The organism is Xenorhabdus griffiniae, from assembly GCF_037265215.1.
GTDB classification, from domain to species: domain Bacteria; phylum Pseudomonadota; class Gammaproteobacteria; order Enterobacterales; family Enterobacteriaceae; genus Xenorhabdus; species Xenorhabdus griffiniae.
Window position 1 is genome coordinate 4077345 of the sequence record NZ_CP147737.1, and the last position, 24238, is coordinate 4101582.

General features: G+C 45.0%; 23 protein-coding genes and 1 other RNA gene. 13 read left to right on the forward strand and 11 right to left on the reverse strand.

Translation table 11 applies throughout. The annotated features are described in order from the left end of the window. Window positions 1–44 precede the first annotated feature (44 nt). The gene (locus WDV75_RS18550; RefSeq protein ID WP_273559568.1) at window positions 45–713 is read left to right on the forward strand and encodes a DedA family protein; all 669 of its coding nucleotides are present in this window, start codon (window positions 45–47) and stop codon (window positions 711–713) included. 132 nt (window positions 714–845) lie between these two features. Here the strand turns inward: WDV75_RS18550 and WDV75_RS18555 are convergent, their stop codons facing one another. Beyond that, window positions 846–1595 carry a hypothetical protein gene (locus WDV75_RS18555; RefSeq protein WP_273559569.1) on the reverse strand — a complete coding sequence of 250 codons (750 nt, stop codon included), beginning with the start codon at window positions 1593–1595 and terminating at the stop codon, window positions 846–848. Window positions 1596–1755: 160 nt separating this feature from the next. Here WDV75_RS18555 and WDV75_RS18560 point away from each other — a divergent pair, with 160 nt between their 5' ends. The 4 genes from WDV75_RS18560 (at window position 1756) to WDV75_RS18575 (ending at window position 3338) form a co-directional block, all read left to right on the forward strand. Then, the gene (locus WDV75_RS18560; RefSeq protein WP_273559570.1) at window positions 1756–2061 is read left to right on the forward strand and encodes a DUF883 family protein; all 306 of its coding nucleotides are present in this window, start codon (window positions 1756–1758) and stop codon (window positions 2059–2061) included. A gap of 1 nt (window position 2062) precedes the next feature. Next, window positions 2063–2464: a phage holin family protein gene (locus tag WDV75_RS18565; RefSeq protein ID WP_189758719.1), complete on the forward strand. Its 402-nt coding sequence runs from the start codon at window positions 2063–2065 to the stop codon at window positions 2462–2464. Then, window positions 2457–2750, forward strand: a complete 294-nt coding sequence (locus WDV75_RS18570; protein ID WP_273559571.1) for a YqjK-like family protein — start codon at window positions 2457–2459, stop codon at window positions 2748–2750. The genes WDV75_RS18565 and WDV75_RS18570 overlap by 8 nt, the downstream gene beginning before the upstream one ends. A 192-nt stretch (window positions 2751–2942) precedes the next feature. Continuing rightward, entirely contained in the window at window positions 2943–3338 is a 396-nt protein-coding gene (locus WDV75_RS18575; protein WP_273559572.1) for a DoxX family protein, read from the forward strand. 231 nt (window positions 3339–3569) lie between these two features. Here WDV75_RS18575 and WDV75_RS18580 read toward each other — a convergent pair whose 3' ends face one another. Next, complete coding sequence (locus WDV75_RS18580; RefSeq protein WP_189758722.1) at window positions 3570–4466, reverse strand: LysR family transcriptional regulator; 897 nt, start codon at window positions 4464–4466, stop codon at window positions 3570–3572. A gap of 112 nt (window positions 4467–4578) precedes the next feature. Here WDV75_RS18580 and WDV75_RS18585 point away from each other — a divergent pair, with 112 nt between their 5' ends. Next, window positions 4579–5280 (forward strand): pirin family protein, encoded by a 702-nt coding sequence (locus WDV75_RS18585; protein WP_273559573.1) that lies wholly within the window; start codon window positions 4579–4581, stop codon window positions 5278–5280. 57 nt (window positions 5281–5337) lie between these two features. On the opposite strand, the gene rnpB is transcribed toward WDV75_RS18585, so the two are convergent. Together rnpB and rsmI are read right to left on the reverse strand one after the other, a co-directional pair. Further along, window positions 5338–5710: RNase P RNA component class A (gene rnpB / locus WDV75_RS18590), an RNA gene on the reverse strand. Between the two features lie 42 nt (window positions 5711–5752). Continuing rightward, window positions 5753–6643 (reverse strand): 16S rRNA (cytidine(1402)-2'-O)-methyltransferase, encoded by an 891-nt coding sequence (gene rsmI, locus WDV75_RS18595; protein ID WP_273559574.1) that lies wholly within the window; start codon window positions 6641–6643, stop codon window positions 5753–5755. A gap of 63 nt (window positions 6644–6706) precedes the next feature. Between rsmI and WDV75_RS18600 the strand changes: the two genes are divergently transcribed. The 4 genes from WDV75_RS18600 to dolP are packed head-to-tail and all read left to right on the forward strand — an operon-like array spanning window position 6707 to window position 10148. Next, a complete protein-coding gene (locus WDV75_RS18600; RefSeq protein WP_273559576.1) occupies window positions 6707–8500 on the forward strand; it encodes a penicillin-binding protein activator in 1794 nt (597 codons plus the stop codon). A gap of 35 nt (window positions 8501–8535) precedes the next feature. Continuing rightward, entirely contained in the window at window positions 8536–8919 is a 384-nt protein-coding gene (locus tag WDV75_RS18605) for a YraN family protein (protein ID WP_273559578.1), read from the forward strand. A gap of 51 nt (window positions 8920–8970) precedes the next feature. Further along, window positions 8971–9561: a DnaA initiator-associating protein DiaA gene (diaA, locus tag WDV75_RS18610; RefSeq protein ID WP_074023390.1), complete on the forward strand. Its 591-nt coding sequence runs from the start codon at window positions 8971–8973 to the stop codon at window positions 9559–9561. Between the two features lie 11 nt (window positions 9562–9572). Then, window positions 9573–10148 carry a division/outer membrane stress-associated lipid-binding lipoprotein gene (gene dolP / locus WDV75_RS18615; RefSeq protein WP_273559581.1) on the forward strand — a complete coding sequence of 192 codons (576 nt, stop codon included), beginning with the start codon at window positions 9573–9575 and terminating at the stop codon, window positions 10146–10148. Between the two features lie 21 nt (window positions 10149–10169). Here dolP and mtgA read toward each other — a convergent pair whose 3' ends face one another. From mtgA to arcB, 3 genes are all read right to left on the reverse strand, one after another. Continuing rightward, window positions 10170–10922 carry a monofunctional biosynthetic peptidoglycan transglycosylase gene (gene mtgA / locus WDV75_RS18620; RefSeq protein ID WP_273559584.1) on the reverse strand — a complete coding sequence of 251 codons (753 nt, stop codon included), beginning with the start codon at window positions 10920–10922 and terminating at the stop codon, window positions 10170–10172. Window positions 10923–10926: 4 nt separating this feature from the next. Then, complete coding sequence (gene elbB, locus WDV75_RS18625; protein ID WP_273559585.1) at window positions 10927–11580, reverse strand: isoprenoid biosynthesis glyoxalase ElbB; 654 nt, start codon at window positions 11578–11580, stop codon at window positions 10927–10929. A gap of 236 nt (window positions 11581–11816) precedes the next feature. Continuing rightward, window positions 11817–14159 carry an aerobic respiration two-component sensor histidine kinase ArcB gene (gene arcB, locus WDV75_RS18630; protein WP_273559586.1) on the reverse strand — a complete coding sequence of 781 codons (2343 nt, stop codon included), beginning with the start codon at window positions 14157–14159 and terminating at the stop codon, window positions 11817–11819. A gap of 669 nt (window positions 14160–14828) precedes the next feature. On the opposite strand from arcB, the gene gltB reads away from it, so the two are divergent. From gltB to WDV75_RS18645, 3 genes are all read left to right on the forward strand, one after another. Continuing rightward, a complete protein-coding gene (gltB, locus tag WDV75_RS18635; protein ID WP_273559587.1) occupies window positions 14829–19286 on the forward strand; it encodes a glutamate synthase large subunit in 4458 nt (1485 codons plus the stop codon). A 10-nt stretch (window positions 19287–19296) separates the two neighbouring features. Then, complete coding sequence (locus WDV75_RS18640) at window positions 19297–20715, forward strand: glutamate synthase small subunit (RefSeq protein WP_273559589.1); 1419 nt, start codon at window positions 19297–19299, stop codon at window positions 20713–20715. A 310-nt stretch (window positions 20716–21025) separates the two neighbouring features. Beyond that, on the forward strand, window positions 21026–21532 hold the full coding sequence (locus WDV75_RS18645; RefSeq protein ID WP_273559591.1) for a hypothetical protein: 507 nt from the start codon (window positions 21026–21028) through the stop codon (window positions 21530–21532). Window positions 21533–21759: 227 nt separating this feature from the next. On the opposite strand, the gene sspB is transcribed toward WDV75_RS18645, so the two are convergent. The 4 genes from sspB to rplM all read right to left on the reverse strand — a co-directional run bounded on the left by sspB (window position 21760) and on the right by rplM (window position 24163). Beyond that, the gene (sspB, locus tag WDV75_RS18650) at window positions 21760–22257 is read right to left on the reverse strand and encodes a ClpXP protease specificity-enhancing factor (protein WP_273559593.1); all 498 of its coding nucleotides are present in this window, start codon (window positions 22255–22257) and stop codon (window positions 21760–21762) included. 3 nt (window positions 22258–22260) lie between these two features. Continuing rightward, on the reverse strand, window positions 22261–22902 hold the full coding sequence (gene sspA / locus WDV75_RS18655) for a stringent starvation protein SspA (RefSeq protein WP_273559595.1): 642 nt from the start codon (window positions 22900–22902) through the stop codon (window positions 22261–22263). Between the two features lie 424 nt (window positions 22903–23326). Beyond that, window positions 23327–23719: a 30S ribosomal protein S9 gene (gene rpsI, locus WDV75_RS18660; protein WP_045959780.1), complete on the reverse strand. Its 393-nt coding sequence runs from the start codon at window positions 23717–23719 to the stop codon at window positions 23327–23329. A gap of 15 nt (window positions 23720–23734) precedes the next feature. Then, on the reverse strand, window positions 23735–24163 hold the full coding sequence (rplM, locus tag WDV75_RS18665; RefSeq protein WP_038236699.1) for a 50S ribosomal protein L13: 429 nt from the start codon (window positions 24161–24163) through the stop codon (window positions 23735–23737). Window positions 24164–24238 lie beyond the last annotated feature (75 nt).

Sequence of the window (24238 nt, forward strand, 5' to 3'; positions counted from 1 at the left end):
TAAAAGTAAGATGTAATCCTTAATCCGTGTTTTAGGAACATTTGATGGAAATTGTAACAGACCTTATTTATGCACTCTGGCACCAAGATTACGAAACATTGGCTAATCCGTCGTTGGTATGGGCAATCTACATACTGCTATTTACCATCCTGTTTCTGGAAAATGGGATATTACCTGCGGCCTTCCTACCGGGCGATAGTCTGCTCATATTAGTCGGTGTTTTAATTGCAAAAGAGGCCATGAGTTTTCCTATAACATTAGTCATTCTCACCACTGGCGCCAGCCTCGGCTGCTGGATCGGATATCTTCAAGGAAGGTGGCTTGGCAATACAAAATTAGTTCAGGGCTGGTTGTCACATCTTCCTGCACATTATCATCAACGCGCACATAACTTATTCCATCGTCATGGCTTATCTGCCTTACTGGTAGGGCGTTTTCTCGCTTTTATCAGGACATTACTGCCCACACTGGCAGGCCTTGCGGGGCTAAAAAATGGACGATTTCAAATATTCAATTGGCTTAGCGGGTTCCTGTGGGTCATTATTCTAACAACATTGGGTTATGCCCTTGGTAAAAGCCCTCTGTTCCGCCAGTATGAAGAATATCTGATGAGTTTTTTGGTGCTGCTACCTGTAGGTCTATTACTCATTGGCTTAATTGGCAGCCTGACTGTTATTTGGCGCAAAAAGCGCGCTAATAAACCTCTATTATAACGTTTTATTTTTCCTTTAGTTTCCCTGTGGTATGGTCGCGAAATATACCACAGGGAATTGATCTTCTGGTTCATCTAACTTTATCTATTCATCTTTGTCTCACAGCGACAGTACTACTGTACTGCAGAATGCTTACTTGGATATCTCAACCATATTACTTAGTCTATCGTTCGGGAGTATTATGTTCTCCTTTTTGATGGTAAACTGAATTTTTTCACCTATACATTTTGCTCTTCGCAGAATCCGATAGGAGCAGAGAGGAATATCGGTCCAGTTTTGGCTGGCACCGTTGGTTTGCTGGTAGGTCTGGTACATCACGAACTCTACTTCGTCGGAATCTCTAAGTTTCAGCACATCAGGAGAAAATAGCCTGACTGCATCATGGCTATCGCTGCTTCGACCAACCCAACCTTGCGTCTCGACAGCATTACCCACACCATAGTGCTTTCCCTGCCTACGGTAATCCTCGATCACATAGGGTTGTACACTATCGTCAGGGGCTTTCCAGTAAACCTTTTCGCGCACACGAACGTTTTTATGTCTTAGGTCCTCCAATACACCAGTACTGCTCGTCCAGATCAAATCGTGAATAATGTGGCCACCGGCACCTTTTCTCATGTTGAGTGTATGGAATTCGATTATCTTGGGAGCTAATAGTTCAAGCAACCTAGGGCATTCTCTGATCAAATAGCTCCTCGTTTTTGAGTACTTCTTCCACCGCTCGGGTGATACTTTACTCATCACTGATACCAACTGTTCCACCCGGAAAGTATTCCCCCTACTGACCAGATTGACGACATCATGTAACTCACTATGTCGGATACGCTCATAGTGGGGGTTATCAGTTCTTAAAACTTTTTCAAATTCGGTAACCTGGAACATATGTTTCCTCCTGCAAACTCGTCTGGTTCACTGTCATTCAGCCAAAAAACATTATCACTTAATGTAAATCCGTGACAATTTTTCACCCACTTCACTTTCATCTCTTGATAAAAACGTCTATGTTTGAAATTCATCCATCGTATATTTAAGGAGACAGGCAATGCCACAAAGGAAAAGCTCTGAAGATCTACGTGCTGAATTACAATCTCTTGCGGATACGCTAGAAGAAGTCCTCAATAGCTCCGGTGATAATTCAAAAGCGGAACTGGAAAAACTACGCAGCAAGGCAGAAAGAACGCTGAAAAACGCGCGTACTACGCTCAGTGAAGCGAGTGATAGACTGGTAGGTCAAACCAAAGAAATTGCAGGTCATGCGGATAATTATGTTCGTGAAAATCCGTGGGCCGGTGTCGGTATAGGTGCAGCAATTGGCGTTGTATTGGGCGTTTTGCTTTCAAGGCGCTGATATGACTCAATCCCCTCACCCAAAAGGCCCAGGAAAAGGACTCTTTGATACTGTACGGCGAGTAGCAGCCATTGCTGTTCACATAATTGAAACTCGTATCCAACTCGTTGCTGTTGAGCTGGAAGAGGGAGCGGCAACACTGGTACAACTGCTACTGCTGGTAGGATTGACATTACTATTCGCGGGCTTTGGCCTGATGTGCCTATTGGCACTAATATTCTGGGCCATCGATCCAGCCCACCGGATAATAGCAATAGCTGTCACTGCCGGAATATTACTGCTCCTCGCCGTATTTAGTGCAATATGGACGATAAAAAAGGCGCGAAAACTGACCTTTCTTAACGCAACTCGAACACAATTGCATGTTGATCGCAAAATGCTGGAGGATGATTCTCATGAATAAATCGGGGTATCACCAACGGAGTTTGCGCAAGCAGCAGCTATTAAAAGAGATCCAGCAACAACGACAGTTACTAGCGACTTATAGCCAAAACTGGCTTGACGTGACACAGCCCTATGATAAAGGCTGGCAAACCCTCATGGCTTTCAAGCCTTATATCGCCATTGGATCTGGCCTTGCCCTGCTTTATGGACTCCGCCATCCCAGGCAGCTTCATCGCTGGTCACGTCGTATCATCAACATCTTCGGGATTATAAAAATCGTACGAAATACACTATACAAAAATTAATACCTACAAATTCCTTCAAAAAAACTGCATGAAATAGTTAATATTCCTTACTATCAACTCATGATACCTCTCCATAGAATACTTCCCATCAGATAATGACTAACAAATCGTGCTATTCAGTCCGTTTTTTGAACAACAAAAGCTAAACAGATAGTTTATTTATCGCGACCAGCGGTATTTGTGGAGACAATCATGAAAAAATTTGAAGATAGTGGCCTGTTGGTTGCCCGTATTTTAATATCCGTTCTTTTCATTATCGCAGGATATGGAAAACTAGGTGATGCCTATGCAGGAACGCAGCAATTTATGGAAGCCATGAAAGTGCCAGGAATTCTATTGCCACTGACCATCTTACTTGAACTGGGGGGCGGACTTGCTGTGATGTTCGGCCTGTTGACCCGCACCACGGCGGTGTTTACATTTATTTTCTGTATTCTGACCGCGCTCCTGTTCCATAGCGATTTTTCAAATGACCTGAACCTGACTATGTTCCTGAAAAACGTCTCCATCAGCGCAGGCTACCTGCTACTGGCTATGATGGGACCAGGAAGATTCAGTATTGACCATGTAATGAAGAAAAATTGGTAATCAAAGAAAAACAGCTTATTTCCCGTTCTTTTTATCGCCCCTTTCTGTATTCGCAACAAGGGGCGTTATGATATTCACTATACGTATTAAACTTCAAGTTGCAATTGACAACACGATATGAAACTTGATGTCTCCCCGCTTTGCGGGGAGACATCAGACGCATCTTGAAGTTGGATTGGTATACACGCTTTTTATCTTGCAGCATGAACCTGAATTATTTTTTCTTACATGTTATTGCTTTGCAAATAATTTAGGGATTTCACGCAAGCACCAGGATTTGGCTTCGCCCATGCTATCACGCCGCCATGCCATGATAATGGTGGTTTCATGGCTGTATTCCGAACCAATAACCCGTAAATGACCTTCGGCAATATCTTGTTCCACCATAGGGTATGGCATGGTTGCCACGCCTAACCCAGCCAAAAGTGCCCGACGTTTATCTTCCAGTGAACTCACGGTCAAGCGCGGTTGTTTATCCAATAATTTAACCGTCAACACCGGACGTTCTCTTGCCGTATCAGCGACAGCTATTCCACGATATTTCACCCGTGTAGCATCAGACAAGGGTTCGGGTTCATGATGAATAGGATGATCTGCACTGGCAACATAGACATTGTTAACAGAATAAAGCACCCGCGAATTCACTTCGGCTGACGCCCTGAAATGCAGATCAGGTGCAATCACAATATCAGCATATCCTGTTTCCAGACGTTCCCAAGCGCCTGCTAATACTTCCGTCATTAGCGAGAGTTGCGTATTCGATTTAGCCGCCAATTTATCCACAAGAGGAAACAACGATGCTATTGGGAACAACGCTTCACACACAATAGTCAGGTGGGTTTCCCAACCACGGGCGAGCGCTTCTGCATCTGCGGCCAATTTATCTGCAGCTTCAAGTAGTAACCGTCCTCGTTCCAGTAGCATCCGGCCAACATTGGTAAATTTTGTGCGGTGGCCAGAGCGATCAAACAGCACAACATCCAATTCATCTTCCAATTTCTGCATAGTGTAACTCAACGCAGAAGGCACCCGACCCAACTCATCCGCTGCCGCAGCAAAACTTCCCCGTCGGTCTATCGCATCCATTACCCGCAGGGATTCCAAAGTAAGCGCACGTTCTTTACCCATATTTTTCTCAATCAGGAATTTTGAATATAGCCACCAGATTAACTGGCTAACATTTCAACGTCCAGATAATTAAGATCGACAGTCATAGATCTATAGTTAAAGAGATAACAGCATGATAACAATGAGAACAGCAAATCAATGCGGAAAAGCCGATTATGGCTGGTTACAGGCTCGCTATACTTTTTCATTTGGTCACTATTTTGACCCAAAATTTTTGAACTATAGGACATTGCGTGTTCTTAATCAGGAAGTTTTGGCACCGAAAGCCGAGTTCCAACCCAAATCTTACCCACATGTTGATGTCCTGAATATTATCCTGCAAGGAGAAGCCCAATATCGAGACAGTGAAGGCAATAGCTTCCATGCACGCCAGGGAGATTGTTTGTTATTTTCGGCGCGTCAAGGGATCCGTTACAGTGAACACAATACCAGTGACACACGCTCATTGACACGACTGCAACTCTGGCTCAATGCCTGCCCTCAGCAAGAAGCACGGCCATTACAGCATATAACTTTGCCAAACAAACCACTGACCTTACTGGCCTCTCCTACGTCAGAAAATCACAGTATGCATCTGCGCCAACAAGTATGGATAAGCTATCTCGTACTTAAACCTCATGACAGCCAAATTTTGGCTTTACGTGGCAAACATGCTTACCTGCAATCCATCAGTGGCAATGCAATAACTCACGGCAACCAAAGCAGGGATGTAAAGATTAACTGTGGGGATGGTGTATTTATTCAGGAAGAGCAGGAGGTGTTGTTACAAGCGGAGACGCCATTTCGGGGCCTGCTGATTGATTTAGCTGATTGATAATTTCTTATTTATAAAGAAAAAGCCCTATAAAGCATCTGCTCTATAGGGCAAAATCTGTGAAGTTGACCGATAAGCCGGGTTCTGTCTTGGACAGCCATTCATCTAGGCCAGCACTTGCGCACTGGCTCAAGCAACCTACCCGGGTTCGGTACGGGCCGTACCATGCGAACCCCTATTTGGTCTTGCTCCGGGTGGAGTTTACCGTGCCACGAACTGTTGCCAGTCGCGCGGTGCGCTCTTACCGCACCCTTTCACCCTTACCTGATCCCAAACAAAGCTGGGCCATCGGCGGTTTGCTCTCTGTTGCACTAGTCGTAGGCTTTCGCCTCCCAGACGTTATCTGGCACCCTGCCCTGTGGAGCCCGGACTTTCCTCCCCTTTACTTCTCCCGAAAGAGCGGTAAAGCAGCGACTGTCTGGTCAACTCCGGCGCGGATTATAAGAGGTTTAATACCCAATGTATAGGGTTTTCACGCGTCTTCTTCAATTTGTCCCAAGGCCGTGTTTTGATCGAGCGAATAACGGTACAAGGCATTTTTCTTCACACCGTGGATCTCTGCCGCCAATGCCGCCGCCTTTTTCAATGGCAGCTCTTTTTGCAACAATGCCAGTGTCCGCAAAGCTTCCTGTGGTAAGCTATCCTCGGCGGGCTTCTGATACCCTTCCACAATCAGAACCATTTCGCCACGGCGACGAGTTTCATCTTCCTTAACCCATGCCAGAAGCTCACCTGCGGGCATTCCTTGAATCGATTCCCACGTTTTGGTTAATTCCCGAGCCAACACGATATAGCGATCGGCTCCCCACACTTTCACAATATCTTCTAAACTGTCTAACAGACGATGTGTCGATTCGTAGAAAATCAGCGTACGCGGCTCTTGCGCTAATTCACGCAAGGTATCCTGACGTCCCTTACTTTTAGCCGGCAAGAAGCCTTCATAACAAAAACGATCTGAAGGCAAGCCGGCAGCAGACAATGCTGTAATGGCCGCACAAGGACCTGGTAGTGGAACCACATTGATACCGGCTTCACGGCAACGGCGCACCAGATGATAACCCGGATCGTTAATCAACGGTGTACCGGCATCAGATACCAATGCGATACTCGCCCCTTGTTCAAGTTTCGTAATCAATTGATCTGCTTTTTGCTGTTCATTATGATCGTGAAGTGCGAACATGCGCGCATTAATGGCAAAATGTTGAAGCAACAAGCCAGTGTGTCGCGTATCTTCGGCAGCAATCAGATCGACATGTTTAAGAACTTCAAGAGCCCGCTGAGTAATATCCCCCAGATTTCCAATAGGGGTTGGCACAACATATAGCGTGGATGTCGTAACCACTGCTCGATTGGTTTGATTCATTGTTTCATCCGAATGACCGATTTAAAATTGAGCATCTATGAAAAAAACATCACTGGATACAGTATGCTTCCCTCAATTTTTGTGCGTTTAAAAACTGGTTTAATTTATACAGCGTTGCTGTCAACTATCATTATTGCAGGATGTACCATGCCCGAACAGCAAGGGCAACCAACTTCTAAGCCTCAGGATAAGATCAGCGCAGAGATTAACCGCTACCAAGCTATTATTGACGCAGCACACAATCAACCATCGTTGGATGTGATCCGTGCTTACATTGCATTGGAATCTTTCGCAACAGATGAAGCTGCCCGCCAGAAAAACTTTGATGAAACCTGGCAATTACTGACGCAACTTTCCCCGCAGCAAATGAATGAATTGGTGATTAATGCCAATGAGTATACGTTGCAGGGCTGGCTTGATTTACTCAATACCTATCAGACCAATAAACAGGATCTCGATAAATTGCGTCTCGCTATTCACGATTGGCAAATCCGTTATCCAAATAACCCTGCGGCCCACAGTTTACCCACAGCTCTGCAACACATGTTGCAAGAAACTGAAAACAGCCATGCCACAATTGGGTTATTTCTGCCTTTGAGCGGCCAGGCCAAAATATTTGGTGACGCCATTCGCCAGGGTTTCCTTGATGCTCAAAAAGGCCTGCCAAAGCCATCGTTGCCAGAATCACCATTGCCAACAAATGCTACCGATCCAAATGGTATTATTAACGCCGAAGAACCCTCTACCAACCTTGAAAATGCCAACACGGCAAATTCAGGGAATGCTGATACCACCACAATTGAATCAGAAATGGGGGCGATTAATGATATACCTACCAATGATCAAACCGTAAAAATCTATGATACCAACAGCCAGCCTCTTACCGAACTGCTGGAACAGGCTAAACAAGATGGTGTCACTCTGGTGGTTGGGCCATTACTGAAGCCCAATGTGGAACAATTAGCTCAAATTGAAACGCCACTGAATATTCTGGCGCTCAATGAACTCGATATGCCACAAAAACGGCCGAATATTTGTTATTTCTCACTCTCTCCTGAAGATGAGGCGAAAAATGCCGCCATGCATATCTGGCAACAGCAAAAGCGCAGCCCTTTGGTGTTGATACCTCGTACTGACTTAGGCACGCGAGTTGCACAAGCCTTTGCACAAGAGTGGCAAAAACTGGGAGGTCAGACGGTATTACAACAATCTTTTGGTACGCCGGCAGAAATGAAGCAATCCATGAACCGTGGAATTGGCATTCGTTTGTCGGGTACGCCGGTTATTTCCACCAATCCGGCCACAGATCCTGTTGATGCCGTTTATATCGTTGCGACAGCAAACGAACTGACAATGATCAAGCCCATGATCGATATGGCAATCAGCTCCCGTAAAAAGCCAGCACTTTATGCCAGCTCGCGTAGTAATAAAGCCGGTTCAGGCCCTGACTTCCGCCTGGAAATGGATGACATGCAGTTTAGTGATATCCCACTGCTGACTGGTGTAAATGTGCCGTTAATGCAGCAAGCAGCCAAAAAATTCACCAATGATTATTCCCTGATGCGCCTCTATGCAATGGGCATTGATGCATGGTCACTGGCCAATCAATTTACGCAAATGCAGCAAGAGGTGGGATTTCATCTGAGTGGTGCTTCGGGGGAACTCTCCGTGCTGGATAACTGCACTATCTTGCGTCAGTTACCCTGGATGCAATTCAATAATGGTCGCATAATCCTTGAAAATACCAACACCACCGAAAATACCAAGAGCACGGAAGGTATCGATAATGCAGAAAATACCCATAACATAGAAAACACCGATAGCACTGTTCAGGGAGATCATCCCGGAATTGAATAATTTTCTGTGATTAAAGGTATCGTGGTCATTTCAGGATGAAAAAACCAACAGGCAATCACTACGCGCTGGGGCGCCATTATGAACATCAGGCTAAACTGTTTTTACAAAAACAAGGGCTTGTCTTTATTGCTGAGAATGTAAAAATTCGCGGCGGGGAAATCGATCTGATAATGCGTGACGGGCATATCTGGGTTTTCGTTGAAGTTCGTTTCCGCCGACATGCACAATATGGTAGCGCCATTGCTACAATTACCCACAGTAAGCGCAGAAAGCTTTTGTATACGGCTGCTGTCTGGCTGTCCCAACGCAATGAATGTCTGGAAACAGCATCATGCCGCTTCGATGTTTGTGCAATAACAGGACAGAAATTTGAATGGCTGAAAAATGCCTTCACCCTGAATGAGAGTCTATTTCAATAGATTCTCAATTTTCTCGCTAAGTAAATAATTCCAATATACATAGGTCATAACGTGCTGGATAGAATTAAAGTCTGTTTTACAGAAAGTATTCAAACTCAGATCGCAGCAGCAGAAGCATTACCCGACGCAATATCACGCGCTGCGATGATGATGGTTCAATCACTGCTGAGTGGCAATAAAATTCTTTGCTGTGGTAACGGTGGCTCGGCCGCAACAGCACAGCGTTTTACTGCCAGCATGATCAATCGTTTTGAAACGGATCGGCCAAGTCTGCCAGCTCTGTCATTGAATACTGATAATGTAGTGATCACCGCTATCGCCAACAGTAAACAGCCTGACGAAATTTACGCCAAACAAGTCAGGGCACTGGGGCAAGCAGGGGACGTCTTGCTTGCCATTTCTACGCATGGAAACAGTCGGGATATTATCAAAGCGGTGGAAGCTGCTGTTACACGTGATATGACGATCGTTGCGCTGACGGGTTACGATGGCGGTGAACTGGCGGGCTTACTGGGGCCTCAGGATGTTGAGATACGTATTCCCTCACATCACAGCGTCAGAATACAAGAAGTTCATATGTTGACAATCAACTGTCTGTGCGACTTAATCGACAACACGTTATTCCCTCATCAGGATGAATAAGGAGCCAACTCATGCGGTTATTTTCTCTATTACTGGTCTGTTTCAGTGCAATGCTATTACAAGGATGTATTGGTGCCGCCGTCGTGGGCTCCGCTGCAATTGCTACAAAAGCCGGCTCAGATCCACGAACCATTGGGCAACAAGTTGACGATACTACGCTGGAAGCTCGTGTCAGCAATGCTATCAGCAAGGATCCACAAATTAAGGCACAAGCCCGTGTGTCAGTGACTGTGTATCAAGGCAAAGTTCTTTTAACCGGACAAAGCCCCAATATGGCTCTGGCTGAGCGGGCAAAACAGATTGCGGCAAAGGTTGAAGGCACAGACGTGGTATATAACGAAATCCGCCAGGGCAGTCCCGTGACATTGGCGACGGCCTCTGCTGATGCCTGGTTGACGACCAAAGTACGCTCCCAAATTTTAACCAGTGATGAAGTGAGATCATCGAGCATCAAAGTGGTAACAGAAGATGGTGAAGTCTTTTTGTTTGGCATAGTCACACGGCAAGAGGGAGCTGCGGCGGCGAAAATTGCCAGCGAAACTAGCGGCGTAAAACGTGTAACCACTGCATTTACCTACCTCAACTGAGAACCATCAAGGCGGCGTTAGTCAATGCCGCCCAGCCTCACACTTTGTATTTAACGCCCATTCCAACTTATTTTGCTTTAAGTAATTCACGCCCCCCATTAACTGCATTTGCCGCAAAATCCATTGCTGGCGTTGTAATACATACCTGGAGGGAGCATTCACTTTATAGCGATGAGGATTTGGCAATACAGCAGCAAGTAATGCAGATTCAGTCGCTGTCAATCGGCAGGCAGGCTTGCCAAAATAATGCTGGGCTGCTTCCTCGGCACCAAAAATACCATTGCCAAACTCAGCAATATTGAGATAGACCGTTAAAATACGTTTCTTTGACCAGAGTAATTCCAGTACGACAGTCATTCCCGCTTCTAATCCTTTTCTTAGCCAACTACGCCCTTCCCATAGAAATAAATTTTTGGTTGTTTGCTGGGAAATTGTCGATGCTCCCCGAATTCGCTTCTCATATTTTTTGTTATATGCCATAGCAGTTTCGATAGCCTCAAAATCAAATCCCCAATGTTTTGGGAATTTTTGATCTTCTGCTGCAATGACGGCTAACGCCATATAGGGTGAAATGTGATTCTGTTCCTTCCATGAAGAATGAGAAACATAAGACAAATTAATTGACATTAAGGCAGCGAGTTGTTTCTCTATCATTATCATAGAAAACGGCACTGGCAAAAATGAGAAGGCAATTACAGCAACGAACCACAAAACCGTGATCGACACGACAATTCTTTTCAGCCAGCGCCACAATATTGAAAAAGGATTTCTCATCCGATTACTCAATCATTTCCAATATTTTTCTAACCAACTTATCAATTCCTTTTTCTGCCTGCGCCAAAGATTCTGCGAGCATATAAGCCGGCGTTGTTACAATTTTATTTTCAAAATCAACGACAATGTCATCAACCGGACACTCAACATGTACCCCTCCCATTTTTGCTATTTGAGCCGCAGTTTCTGGATCATTACCGATAGTTACTTTTATCGGTTTGTCTAATATTTTAGGCACCATAACAGGAGCAATACATATGAATCCCATCGGCTTGCCCTGCTGGTGCATATTTTGCACTATACTTAATAGTTCTTTATTTATTTCACAATCTGATCCTTTGAATGCGAAATTACATAAATTCTTGGCCACGCCAAAACCACCAGGAATAATTAGCGCATCCAACTCATCAATATTAACTTTAGATAAAGGCTGTATATTTCCCCGTGTTATACGGGCAGATTCTTCCATTATGTCGCGACTCTCTTGTTTCTCTTCTCCGTTAAGGTGATTAATAACATGATGTTGTACCTCATCAGGCGAAAAAAAAGACACTTTAGCGCCAAGACGACTTAAAGAGAGCATAGTGAGAACTAATTCGTGAATTTCACTTCCATCGTACACTCCACATCCACTTAATATAATGGCAACAGATTTCATATTCCTCTCCATTTGTAGTAGATTAATGCTTAACCCCTTAGAGGGTTAAACACCAATCTTCATCACAGATTTTAATGAATCTTGTAACAAAAAATCTTATCTTTGCTATGTTGGTACTTGAGTTAGGTATAAAAGAATTCTTTAATTACTCGCATCGAAAATAAACCTTAGATAAGCGGGTAAACAGATTTCCCTGGTGTTGGCGCAGTATTAGCGCACCCCAACTTCGGTTGGGGTTATTTTTTTGTAACGCTTGATAACCAATTTCTTAATATTTCTATATCTTGTTTCCACTCCAACTTTAACTCGTCCACCCATTCCTGAACATTATCCCACCATGCAGGTAAATCCGGTGACTGAATCTGCTGAGCCAATTGCTGCAAATGGCGTAAACCGACTGAACCCGCCGCACCTTTGATTTTATGCGCCTCTTCTGTAATGCCTTTTTGATCTTTGGCGGTCATATTGGAGTCCAGCAAAGCAAGATAATTTGGCATCATGGTTTCAAAAATAACCAGGTTGTCTGTGATCATTTTTGGTCCAACCAATTCGATATATTGATTAAGCATCTCCGTATCCAGCCGTTTTTCATCCTGACTGACAAGATCAACGTCCACTAAAGCAGTGTCCGATTCAGAGCCTTTACCCCAATATTTTTCTATCACGGCAGTCAACGCCTTGACAGATAATGGCTTATTGAGCACATCATCCATGCCCGCATCTAGGTATTCTTTTTTATCCTTTAATACATTAGCTGTCAGCGCGATCAAAGGCGGCAAGGAGTGGGAGGAGTAACGCTGGTGCAATTGACGGGCAATATCTAACCCCGTCATATCCGGTAATTGGATATCCAGTAACACTAAGTCATATTCATCAGGATCAAACATTGCCAATGCATCACGGCCATTCATGGCAACATCCACACTGTTTCCCAACTTCTCCAGAACAGAACGGGCTACAATGACGTTCAATTCAATATCTTCTACCAGTAAGATATTAAGCACCGGCAATGGCAGAGTCTCTTGTTCAGCCTTACCTGCCGGGTGTTCAGCAATGGCTGGCGCGACGACAGACAAGGTAAAGCAAGAACCTTTGCCCAATGTACTTTTCACCACAATGTCCCCTCCCATACTTAGGGCAAGACGCTTCGAAACAGCAAGACCAATCCCCGTTCCGGTGGCAGGACGCCCACCAGCGCTGTCTTTCACCTGATAATACATGGCAAAGATTTTTTCCAACTCGTCGGGAGGAATACCAATACCGGAATCCGTCACTTCGAAGAATAGGCGTTCCTCTTCTTCTTCACGCCAGATACGAACCTTAATTTCACCTTCAGGCGTAAATTTCACAGCATTACTAATCAAGTTCCACAAAATTTGGCGCAAACGGGTTCCATCGGTCAGCACTTTTGCAGGTAGTGGCTGCTCTGGTTCCAGAACAAATTTAATCCCCTTCGGCTGCGCTAATAGAGCTGAAATATTTTCTAAATCTGTCATGAAACCGGTGAAATCAACTGGTTGGTTATCAAGCTGAACTTTGCGACGCTCAATTTTATCTAACTCAATAATATCATTAAAAATATTACCCAAAGTAATGGCGCTGACATGGATTGTTTCCAGGTACTTACATTGCTCCGGTGTTAAGTCGGTATCCATCAGAATGCGACTCAAGCCCACAATGCCATTTAAAGGCGTACGAAGCTCATGGCTAATCGTAGAGATAAAAGTCGTCTTATCCCTGCTGGCGTTCTCTAATGCGTCCTGATAGCGTTTACGCTCCGTTATATCGCGCCCAAACCCCATTAATCCGTGTCGCTTACCAACGCGATCATAAAAAGGCACTTTCCTGAGTTCAAAACAGGCTTTGCGTCCATCAGGGTAAACTAACCATTGCTCATAGGTCAGGGATACATTGTGGCGAAATACTTTTTCATCGGTTTCCATCACCTTGCTGGCAATTTCTTTATCGTAAACATCTGTCGGCGTCAGGCCGATGAGCTGTTTTTCGCTTTTGCCCGTCAGCAATTCCATTGCTCGATTACAACCGGAAAATTCATTATCTTCATTGCGGTAATAAACCAGATCTGGGGAAGCATCCAGAAATGAACGCAATAGTACCGATTGCTGCTCAAGCTCAATCTGGGTTTTTTCACGCTGCTCCATTTCCAATTTGAGTTTATCCAACAGAACCAAATGGGCTTTTTCCGCCTTCTCCCTGTCGCTAATCTCTTGGTTTAATTGGTCAATGTTTTCTTTGAGTTGCAGGTTTAATTTCGCATCACGCTGGCGCATTTCTTCAAGTTTTGCGACCAGGCTTGATAAACGCTGGCGAGATTCTTCAAGCTGTTCTACTACGATGGAGAGAAAATAAACCGCCCAGGGGGTAATTAACAAACCAAAAAAAATGGAGCGAATTAAATCAATACCCCGTACTTCTCCATGCAGGACAAATGTCACTGCCATCTGCATCGCCATCGCAAGAATAACTAAAGCTGATGCAAGTAATATAGAAAAACGCACCAGCCCCAGCTTCATCATCAAATCGACATAATATTGGGCAAGCCCTCGAATCAGCTTCATAACAACTCCCAGTGAAATCTTTTCCAGTAAAGTTACTAAATTGAATCATAACGTAAAAAAGTCCCAACTTCGTTACGGGATATCACCCATAACTTTTCACGAAGAATAAAAATGAAAATAATAAGAATGATTATGCAAAAAAATGTTCCCACACCTCTTTAGATTAAAAAAGCAACTAATCACTTCTTCTTACAAATTAAAAAATACACAATATAAATCCAACTTAAATAAAAAATTAAGAATAAGATATTAATATAGAGGAATTTCAAAGCACATCACAAATAGATCATGCGGTGATTTTAGTGATATAACTCACATCATTTAAGCGGAATGATCTTCGTCACAAAATACAAAAACTCGCCGTTTACTATTAAAAATCAACAAAATAGATAAAAAATATCAACAAAAAACGTGATTTAACACGATTTGACCAACTCAGTTTTTACCGTTAAGTTGGGAATTCGCTGAAAGTCGCCTGTCAGAGGATCCTCTGACTCATATTTATGCAGTGACAGATAACATAACATCATTTTGACTCACCGCTTGTTAATGCCAACAACACAAGTGGCGCTTAACTGAGGGCGCAAATTAGACGCCTGTAGAAAAAATATATATCGATACCCTCTCGCGAGTGATGTGAGAGTCGGACAGAACTTGGGGAGCTTTACCATGTTGTATGACAGATTGCAGGAAAAAGATAACTGTGGCTTTGGATTAATTGCACATATTGAAGGAGAGCCTAGCCACAAAGTGGTGCGCACAGCCATACACGCACTGGCTCGGATGCAGCACAGGGGCGCAATTCTGGCGGATGGAAAAACAGGTGATGGCTGTGGTTTGTTAATGCAAAAACCAGACCGTTTTTTCCAAATGATCGCTAACGAGCAATCATGGCGGCTCGCTAAAAATTATGCTGTCGGCATGTTGTTTCTAAGCCAGGATGCCAAAATCGCCCAATTATGCCGTGATATTATCGAACAGGAATTACAACACGAAACCCTATCCATTGTGGGTTGGCGGGAAGTTCCTATCAATCGCGATATCTTAGGTGATATTGCCTTATCAAGCCTTCCTCGTATTGAGCAAGTTTTTATCAACGCACCCGCCGGATGGCGAGCGCAAGATCTGGAACGCCGCCTGTTCGTTTCCCGACGCCGTATAGAAAAACGTATTACCGATAATGACTTTTATATTTGCAGCCTGTCCAATTTGGTCACGATTTATAAAGGATTGTGCATGGCTGCGGATTTACCGCGTTTCTATCCCGATTTGGCTGACCTGCGCATGGAATCTGCCATCTGTTTATTCCATCAGCGCTTTTCAACCAATACCATTCCCCGTTGGCCGCTGGCACAACCCTTTCGCTATCTGGCTCACAATGGAGAAATCAATACCATTACGGGAAACCGTGAATGGGCTAAAGCCAGGGCCTATAAATTCCGCACGCCACTGATCCCAGATTTACATACTGCGGCTCCTTTTGTTAATGAAACCGGCTCCGATTCCAGTTCATTGGATAACATGCTGGAGCTGTTTCTCAATGGCGGTATGGATTTAATCCGCGCAATGCGTTTGCTCGTTCCACCGGCATGGCAGAATAACCCTGATATGGATGATGATCTGCGTGCATTCTTCGATTTTAACTCCATGCACATGGAACCCTGGGATGGGCCAGCCGGCATTGTGATTTCCGATGGACGTTATGCCGCCTGTAATTTGGATCGCAATGGCTTACGCCCTGCCCGTTACGTGATTACCAAAGATAAGCTGATTACCTGCGCTTCTGAAGTGGGTATTTGGGATTACCAACCCGATGAAGTTGTCGAGAAAGGCCGTGTCGGGCCAGGTGAGCTAATGGTTATCGATACCTATGAAGGGCGTATTCTTCACTCAGCGGAAACTGACAATGATCTAAAAAGCCGCCACCCTTATAAAGAATGGCTAGAAAAGAACGTCAAGCCTTTGATTCCGTTTGAAGAGCTGCCAGAAACACAAGTCGGGCAACGCGGGTTAGATGACCGCCTGTTGGCAACTTATCACAAGCAGTTCGCCTACAGTAATGAAGAGTTGGATCAAGTTATCCGTACCCTCGGTGAAAATGCTCAAGAAGCGACGGGTTCAATGGGCGATGATACACCGTTTGCCGTGCTTTCCAGCCGTCCGCGCATTATCTATGACTATTTTCGCCAGCAATTCGCCCAGGTGACCAATCCTCCCATCGATCCATTACGTGAATCTCATGTGATGTCGCTGGCTACCCGCATTGGGCGAGAAATGAATGTCTTTTGTGAAGCGGAAGGGCAGGCTCATCGGTTGTGCTTTCAATCGCCCGTCCTGCTCTATTCTGATTTCGTGCAACTAACAACACGGCAGGAACCCTATTATCGCGCTGATACATTGGATTTGACCTTCAATCCACAGGAAATATCCCTGAAACAAGCGGTCTTAACTTTATGTGAAAGAGCCGAGGAACTCGCCCGCAATGGTGCTGTATTGTTGGTGCTATCCGATCGCAATATTGCACCAGAAAGAATTCCCATCCCCGCACCAATGGCTGTCGGTGCTATCCAGCACTGCCTGGTTGAGAAAAACTTGCGCTGCGATACCAACTTGATTGTAGAAACCGCCAGTGCGCGTGATCCGCATCATTTTGCGGTATTGATGGGGTTTGGCGCTACCGCTGTTTACCCTTATCTGGCCTATGAATCACTGGGAAAAATGGTGGATGATGGCACAATCAATGCGCCATATGCCCGCGTGATGCTTAATTATCGTAATGGCATCAATAAAGGGCTGTATAAGATTATGTCCAAAATGGGCATCTCCACCATTTCCTCTTATCGCTGCTCTAAGTTATTCGAAGCCGTTGGTTTGCACCAGGATGTAACAGCGATCTGCTTCAATGGTGTTGTCAGCCGGATTGGGGGAGCGGATTTCAGCGATTTTGAACAAGATCTGCGTAATCTTGCCAAACGAGCATGGTTGCATCGCCACCCCATCGATCAAGGGGGACTGCTGAAATATGTCCATAATGGGGAATATCACGCTTATAACCCCGATGTTGTCAAAACATTGCAAACCGCTGTTCACAGTGGCAATTACAGTGATTACCTGAAATATTCCGAACTGGTCAATGGGCGCCCCATCACCACTTTGCGGGATTTGCTCGCCCTTGCGCCTAAAGATGAACCTATCAGCATTGAAGAGGTTGAACCCGCAGAAGCACTGTTCAAACGATTTGATACCGCAGCCATGTCAATTGGCGCACTCAGCCCAGAGGCCCATGAAGCGCTGGCAGAAGCAATGAATACGTTAGGCGGCTTTTCCAACTCTGGCGAAGGTGGCGAAGATCCCGCCCGTTATCGTACCAAGAAAGTTTCCCGCATCAAGCAAGTTGCTTCCGGTCGATTTGGCGTTACACCCGCGTACTTAGCCAGTGCCGATGTGATCCAGATAAAAGTCGCCCAAGGAGCAAAACCCGGGGAAGGGGGTCAACTGCCAGGAGATAAGGTCACGCCTTATATTGCCAAATTGCGCTACTCCGTTCCGGGCGTTACCCTGATTTCTCCGCCTCCACATCACGATATTTATTCAATTGAAGATCTGGCTCAATTGATTTTCGATCTTAAGCAGGTGAATCCACAGGCGCTGATCTCCGTCAAACTGGTTTCAGAACCTGGTGTAGGAACCATTGCCACCGGTGTCGCCAAAGCCTATGCCGACCTGATCACCATCGCCGGTTATGACGGCGGAACAGGTGCCAGCCCGCTCTCTTCGGTCAAATACGCAGGTTGCCCGTGGGAATTGGGGCTGGTGGAAACCCAACAAGCGCTGGTCGCCAATGGATTACGCCATAAAATCCGCCTTCAAGTTGATGGGGGATTAAAAACAGGAATGGATATCATCAAAGCGGCGATTTTAGGCGCAGAAAGTTTCGGTTTCGGCACTGGTCCAATGGTTGCTCTTGGCTGTAAGTATTTGCGCATCTGTCACTTAAATAACTGTGCGACGGGTGTCGCTACACAAGATGAAAAATTACGCCAATCGCATTATCACGGCTTGCCAGAAAGAGTCATTCACTATTTCCACTTTATTGCGCAGGAAACTCGTGAACTGATGGCGCAATTAGGGGTGAAAAGACTGACCGATTTGATTGGACGCACAGATTTACTGGAAATACTTGAGGGAATTTCTGCCAAGCAAAGCAAGCTCAATCTCGAACCATTGCTGGAAACGGTGGAACCTCATACCGGCAAAGCGCAGCATTGCACCGAAGGGAATCCGCCTTTTGACCAAGGTACGCTGAATAAATTGATCGTCGCCCAGGCTATGCCTTATGTAGAAAACGCGCAAAGCAAAACGTTCTATTTTGATATCCAAAATACCGACCGCTCTGTTGGCGCCTCCCTCTCTGGTGAGATTGCGGCTCGGTATGGCGATCAAGGGCGCGCTGCCGATCCGATCAAGCTACATTTCAATGGAACAGCCGGGCAAAGTTTTGGCGTCTGGAATGCTGCCGGTGTCGAACTGACGTTAATCGGTGATGCCAATGATTATGTTGGCAAGGGTATGGCTGGCGGCTGTATTACCATCCTTCCTCCTGCCGGCTCCGCATTTAAAAGTCACGAAGCCACTATTATCGGCAATACCTGCCTTTATGGGGCAACAGGTGGGAAACTTTTTGCTGCCGGACGCGCCGGTGAACGCTTCGCAGTACGTAATTCAGGTGCCATCAGCGTTATTGAGGGGATCGGTGACAATGGCTGTGAATATATGACTGGCGGGATCGTCTGTGTCCTGGGTAGCACGGGCGTAAATTTTGGTGCAGGTATGACAGGTGGATTTGCTTACGTCCTTGATGAATTTGATGACTTCCGCAAACGCGTCAATCCAGAACTGGTAGAAGTTCTCTCAATGGATACCCTTGCCATTCATAAAGAACATCTGCGGGGATTAATCACCGAACATGTCCGTCTGACAAACTCTCAACACGGTGAAAGCCTATTGGAAAATTGGTCTCAATGGGTCAATAAGTTTGCTTTGGTTAAACCTAAATCCAGTGATGTCAGTGCGTTGTTGGGACACCGTAGCCGTTCTTCTGCCGAATTGCGAGTTCAGGCACAGTAAGGAGTTAAGAATGAGTCAGAATGTTTATCAATTTATCGACTTACAACGTGTCGATCCACCTAAGAAATTATTGAAAATCAGAAAAATAGAATTTGTTGAGATTTATGAACCCTTTTCTGAAATTCAGGCACAGGCACAAGCAGATCGCTGCCTCTCTTGTGGTAATCCATATTGTGAATGGAAGTGTCCCGTACATAACTACATTCCAAATTGGCTGAAACTTGCCAATGAAGGACGCATCATCGAAGCAGCGGAATTATCACACCAGACCAACAGCTTGCCAGAAGTCTGTGGTCGGGTCTGTCCACAAGATCGCCTGTGTGAAGGCGCTTGTACCCTGAATGATGACTTCGGTGCTGTCACTATCGGCAACATTGAACGCTATATCAATGACACAGCTATCGCGATGGGCTGGAAACCAGATATGTCGCATGTCATCCCAACAGGTAAACGGGTTGCTGTGGTTGGGGCGGGGCCAGCAGGATTAGCTTGTGCAGATGTCCTGACGCGTAATGGCGTACAAGCGGTGGTTTACGATCGCCATCCTGAAATTGGTGGTTTGCTTACATTTGGCATTCCCGCCTTTAAACTGGAAAAAGAGGTAATCATTCGCCGCCGTAAAATATTTGCCGAGATGGGGATTGAATTCCGCCTCAACACAGAAATAGGACAAGATATCACTCTGGCTGAACTCACCAAAGAATTTGATGCCGTATTTCTTGGGGTGGGTACCTATCAATCCATCCGTGGTGGACTGGAGAACGAAAACGCTGACGGGGTCTATGACGCCTTACCCTTTTTAATTGCTAACACCCGTCATTTGATGGGTTACCCATCTCTGCCTGAGCAGCCTTATGTTGATATGAAGGGTAAACGTGTTCTGGTGCTGGGCGGCGGTGATACAGCAATGGACTGCGTCCGTACTTCGATTCGTCAGGGTGCAGCTCATGTTATCTGCGCCTATCGGCGAGATGAGGAAAATATGCCTGGCTCCCGCCGTGAAGTAAAAAATGCGAAAGAAGAAGGTGCAGAATTTCGTTTTAATCTGCAACCCATTAGCATTGAGATTAATGGTGCGGGACGGGTTTGTGGCGTCAAAGTGGTGAAGACACAACTAAGCGCCCTGGATGAAAAAGGCCGTCGTCAGGCTGAGATTATTCAAGGTTCCGAGTTTTTGATAGAAGCCGATGCAGTCATTATGGCCTTTGGTTTCAAGCCTCACACTATGAGCTGGCTGGATGAACATCAAGTCAAGATCGATCAAAAAGGCCGCATTATCGCGCCTGCATCCAGTGACCTGCCTTTCCAGACCAGTAATCCTAAAATATTCGCCGGCGGGGATGCCGTACGTGGTTCTGACTTAGTAGTAACCGCCATTGATGAAGGCAGAAAAGCCGCTTTCAGCATCCTCGACTATTTTGAAGTCTAAACTCTATTCTTTTTTAATGACTTCTCCGACCTCTTAGTCGGAGAAGTTCTCAAAGATAAAAATCTCATCATTTTTTTATTTTCTTTTACTTCCAGATTAGTTGTATTTTTGGGATTTATGCGACTATTCTTATATTCTAAAGTCAAATATATCGATTTAATCTCCTGCTCATTATAGCAATACAGCAATAGTGCAATACCGTAATACGGCAATAAGATCTATTTTTTTTGCTAAGAAAATTGCTTAACAGAACTGATTAAATAGATATGAAATAAAAAATTATTAAAGTGATAATAATAGGTAGAAATATATGCGCTTACTTTCCCAGATACTCTTCTTCTCTTTTATCTCCTTAGCAAGCTTGCCTTCACTTGCCAAATTCTCTACTCCCGCCGAAATTATGAAGCAAGTACAAGAAAGAGGAATAAATTCTGTTGTGGCAGAGATAAACGCAGAATATAAACAAGACAAAATTATCCAGAATATTGCGACTGGTGATAAACAATGGCTGCAAGTTGCCTTTAAGCTATACCCTAATATCCATCCAGAATTTTCCCGACAAATTATTAATGCTTTATCAGTTGCTTTAATTGAAAATCCTGTAGAGGTATTATCACTGACAAAAACACACCGCACTCTCTCATTCATTGATATATGCAATATGCCGTCAACAATCAAAGGCCTGAACCAACAAAAATTATTTATCAAGAGAATAATAAATAGCCTAAGAGCAACGGAACAATCTAATAAAGGAAAAGACCAATACAATATCGAAGCCTGTATATGGGAATTTGAGAGAGCACTTAGTTACATGTAGCTCTAACTTGCTATACCAATCGCCTTTCAAGATGCGTCTTATATCTCCCCGCTATGCGGGGAGATATAAACAATCACATTGATTTACAAGCTGCAACTTGAAGTTAGATTGGTATAAAATAAAGGAGATCAATGTCTCCTTTATTTCTCACGAAACCCCTTCGACTGCCAAGCTGCGGCCTTATTGACTGCAACTTGAATCTACTATTGGGTATGAGCTTTGAAAGGTTATTTTACGACGCGCAAAGTTGGGCGACCTTTTGTCGGTTGAGGTGGTTCGTCATCTGGCGAATCATCATCATGAGATGCTTTTTTACTATGCTTACTATTGTGGATATGCACCAGATTATCCGCTGCTGGCATATCCGTTTCTACTGACTCAGCACTATCCGCGTCATAGGCAAGTTCTGGCTCAAACATCATTCCTGCGCCATTTTCACGGGCATAAACGGCAATCACAGCTGCCATTGGAACAGCTACCTGACGACCAACACCACCAAATCGGGCATTAAATCTCACTTCATCGTTCGTCAATTGCAAATTGCCAACCGCTCTCGGCGAGATATTCAAGATAATTTGCCCATTTTGTGCATATTCCATCGGGACGTTAACGCCATAACAGTTAACATCCACAACAATATGCGGGGTCATGTCATTATCCAACAGCCATTCATAATGTGCCCGCAGTAGATAGGGGCGGCGTGGAGACATTTGAGTCATCTCCATATATTAACTCCGTGATTGTAAACGCATTTCACGTTCTGCTTCCGTCAACGAGGCCAGGAATGCATCACGTTCAAATACACGCTGCATATAGATTTGAAGATCTTTGGCGCCTGGTCCTGACAACTCAACACCCAAGACAGGCAAACGCCACAGAAGTGGAGATAAGTAACAATCCACCAGGCTGAACTCTTCACTCATAAAGAAGGGCATTTCTCTGAAAATTGGCCCAATCGCCAGTAATTCTTCAGCAAGCTGTTTACGTGCAGCATTCGCTTCCTGCACGCCACCTTCCTGAATTGTGTACATCAGGGAATACCAGTCTTTTTCAATTCTATGCATCATCAGACGGCTGGAGCCTCGTGCGACAGGATACACAGGCATGAGGGGAGGATGCGGAAAACGTTCATCCAGATATTCCATAATGATGCGAGAATCATACAGGGTCAGTTCACGATCAACGAGGGTAGGAACAGATTGATAAGGATTCAAGTCAATCAAATCCTGAGGCAAATTACCCGCTTCAACGTGTTCAATCTCTACGCTGACCCCTTTTTCCGCCAGTACAATTCTCACTTGATGGCTAAAAATGTCGGTCGGGCCGGAAAACAGAGTCATTACCGAACGTTTGTTGGCAGCGACAGCCATGAAAACCTCCAAGTTTATCTAAAAAAAGGAACGAACAGCCCTTCAATGAACAGCGGCTATTCTCGCTCATATTCTCATCCTGTTTCGCACTTATTATCCGAGGTATCCCCCTATCTTCCAGTGACTGCTCTATTGGCTGTAACAAGAAAATATTTTGGAGTATATTTTACCTCTGCCAAATCAGGCAAACTCATGGATAAGGCAAAAAATTGTTACTAGTCTACCAGATTTTGCACATTTTGTGGGGAAGTACATTGAGAATTAATGATGAAATATTAGAGTCTGGGAATTATTTTGCCAAAAATGTTCTTTTTCCGCCAAAAAGAGAGAATTATCGAAGAGTGAAAAATCGGCAAGAAAAAAAACCCGCCATAAAAATGACGGGTTTTTAACTTTAACCCACTGCCACAGTTGTGGCAATAAATTAACGTTTGGAGAACTGTGGACGACGACGTGCTTTGCGCAGACCCACTTTTTTACGTTCAACTTCACGAGCATCGCGAGTAACGAAGCCAGCTTTGCGAAGTTCAGAACGCAGAGTCTCGTCATAAGCCATCAGTGCACGGGTGATACCGTGACGGATTGCGCCTGCCTGACCAGAAATACCACCACCTTTAACAGTGATGTACAGATCCAGTTTGTTCAGCATATCAACCAGCTCAAGTGGTTGACGAACAACCATGCGCGCAGTTTCACGACCGAAGTAAACTTCGAGGCTGCGTTGGTTGATTACGATGTTACCGCTACCTGGCTTAATGAAGACACGAGCGGAAGAGCTTTTGCGGCGACCAGTGCCGTAGTATTGATTTTCAGCCATTGCCTATAATCCCGATTAAATGTCCAGAACTTGTGGTTGCTGTGCCGCGTGGTTGTGCTCGCTGCCCGCGTAAACTTTCAGTTTACGGTACATTGCACGACCCAGTGGCCCTTTTGGCAGCATGCCTTTAACCGCGATTTCAATGACACGCTCAGGACGGCGGGCAATCATCTCTTCAAAGGTCGCTTGCTTGATACCACCGATGTGGCCAGTGTGGTGATAATAAATTTTGTCAGCACGTTTGTTGCCGGTTACAGCAACTTTTTCTGCGTTAACAATAATGATGTAATCACCAGTATCAACGTGCGGAGTGTATTCCGCTTTGTGCTTGCCGCGCAGGCGACGAGCTACTTCAGTTGCAAGACGGCCCAAAGTTTTGCCGTCTGCGTCAACAACATACCAGTCGCGTTTTACGGTTTCTGGTTTAGCTGTAAAAGTTTTCATTAAAGCTTACCCAATTATAAGTTACACGTTGGTGAACACTCGATGTTCAGAAACTGTTTTTGAGGTTCACACGAC

Excerpts from the sequence above, each read along its gene's own strand:
- WDV75_RS18550 (WP_273559568.1), top strand. The coding sequence starts at position 45 with ATGGAAATTGTAACAGACCTTATTTATGCACTCTGGCACCAAGATTAC.
- WDV75_RS18555 (WP_273559569.1), bottom strand. The coding sequence starts at position 1,595 with ATGTTCCAGGTTACCGAATTTGAAAAAGTTTTAAGAACTGATAACCCC.
- WDV75_RS18560 (WP_273559570.1), top strand. The coding sequence starts at position 1,756 with ATGCCACAAAGGAAAAGCTCTGAAGATCTACGTGCTGAATTACAATCT.
- WDV75_RS18565 (WP_189758719.1), top strand. The coding sequence starts at position 2,063 with ATGACTCAATCCCCTCACCCAAAAGGCCCAGGAAAAGGACTCTTTGAT.
- WDV75_RS18570 (WP_273559571.1), top strand. The coding sequence starts at position 2,457 with ATGAATAAATCGGGGTATCACCAACGGAGTTTGCGCAAGCAGCAGCTA.
- WDV75_RS18575 (WP_273559572.1), top strand. The coding sequence starts at position 2,943 with ATGAAAAAATTTGAAGATAGTGGCCTGTTGGTTGCCCGTATTTTAATA.
- WDV75_RS18580 (WP_189758722.1), bottom strand. The coding sequence starts at position 4,466 with ATGGGTAAAGAACGTGCGCTTACTTTGGAATCCCTGCGGGTAATGGAT.
- WDV75_RS18585 (WP_273559573.1), top strand. The coding sequence starts at position 4,579 with ATGATAACAATGAGAACAGCAAATCAATGCGGAAAAGCCGATTATGGC.
- rsmI (WP_273559574.1), bottom strand. The coding sequence starts at position 6,643 with ATGAATCAAACCAATCGAGCAGTGGTTACGACATCCACGCTATATGTT.
- WDV75_RS18600 (WP_273559576.1), top strand. The coding sequence starts at position 6,707 with ATGCTTCCCTCAATTTTTGTGCGTTTAAAAACTGGTTTAATTTATACA.
- WDV75_RS18605 (WP_273559578.1), top strand. The coding sequence starts at position 8,536 with ATGAAAAAACCAACAGGCAATCACTACGCGCTGGGGCGCCATTATGAA.
- dolP (WP_273559581.1), top strand. The coding sequence starts at position 9,573 with ATGCGGTTATTTTCTCTATTACTGGTCTGTTTCAGTGCAATGCTATTA.
- mtgA (WP_273559584.1), bottom strand. The coding sequence starts at position 10,922 with ATGAGAAATCCTTTTTCAATATTGTGGCGCTGGCTGAAAAGAATTGTC.
- elbB (WP_273559585.1), bottom strand. The coding sequence starts at position 11,580 with ATGAAATCTGTTGCCATTATATTAAGTGGATGTGGAGTGTACGATGGA.
- arcB (WP_273559586.1), bottom strand. The coding sequence starts at position 14,159 with ATGAAGCTGATTCGAGGGCTTGCCCAATATTATGTCGATTTGATGATG.
- gltB (WP_273559587.1), top strand. The coding sequence starts at position 14,829 with ATGTTGTATGACAGATTGCAGGAAAAAGATAACTGTGGCTTTGGATTA.
- WDV75_RS18640 (WP_273559589.1), top strand. The coding sequence starts at position 19,297 with ATGAGTCAGAATGTTTATCAATTTATCGACTTACAACGTGTCGATCCA.
- WDV75_RS18645 (WP_273559591.1), top strand. The coding sequence starts at position 21,026 with ATGCGCTTACTTTCCCAGATACTCTTCTTCTCTTTTATCTCCTTAGCA.
- sspB (WP_273559593.1), bottom strand. The coding sequence starts at position 22,257 with ATGGAGATGACTCAAATGTCTCCACGCCGCCCCTATCTACTGCGGGCA.
- sspA (WP_273559595.1), bottom strand. The coding sequence starts at position 22,902 with ATGGCTGTCGCTGCCAACAAACGTTCGGTAATGACTCTGTTTTCCGGC.
- rpsI (WP_045959780.1), bottom strand. The coding sequence starts at position 23,719 with ATGGCTGAAAATCAATACTACGGCACTGGTCGCCGCAAAAGCTCTTCC.
- rplM (WP_038236699.1), bottom strand. The coding sequence starts at position 24,163 with ATGAAAACTTTTACAGCTAAACCAGAAACCGTAAAACGCGACTGGTAT.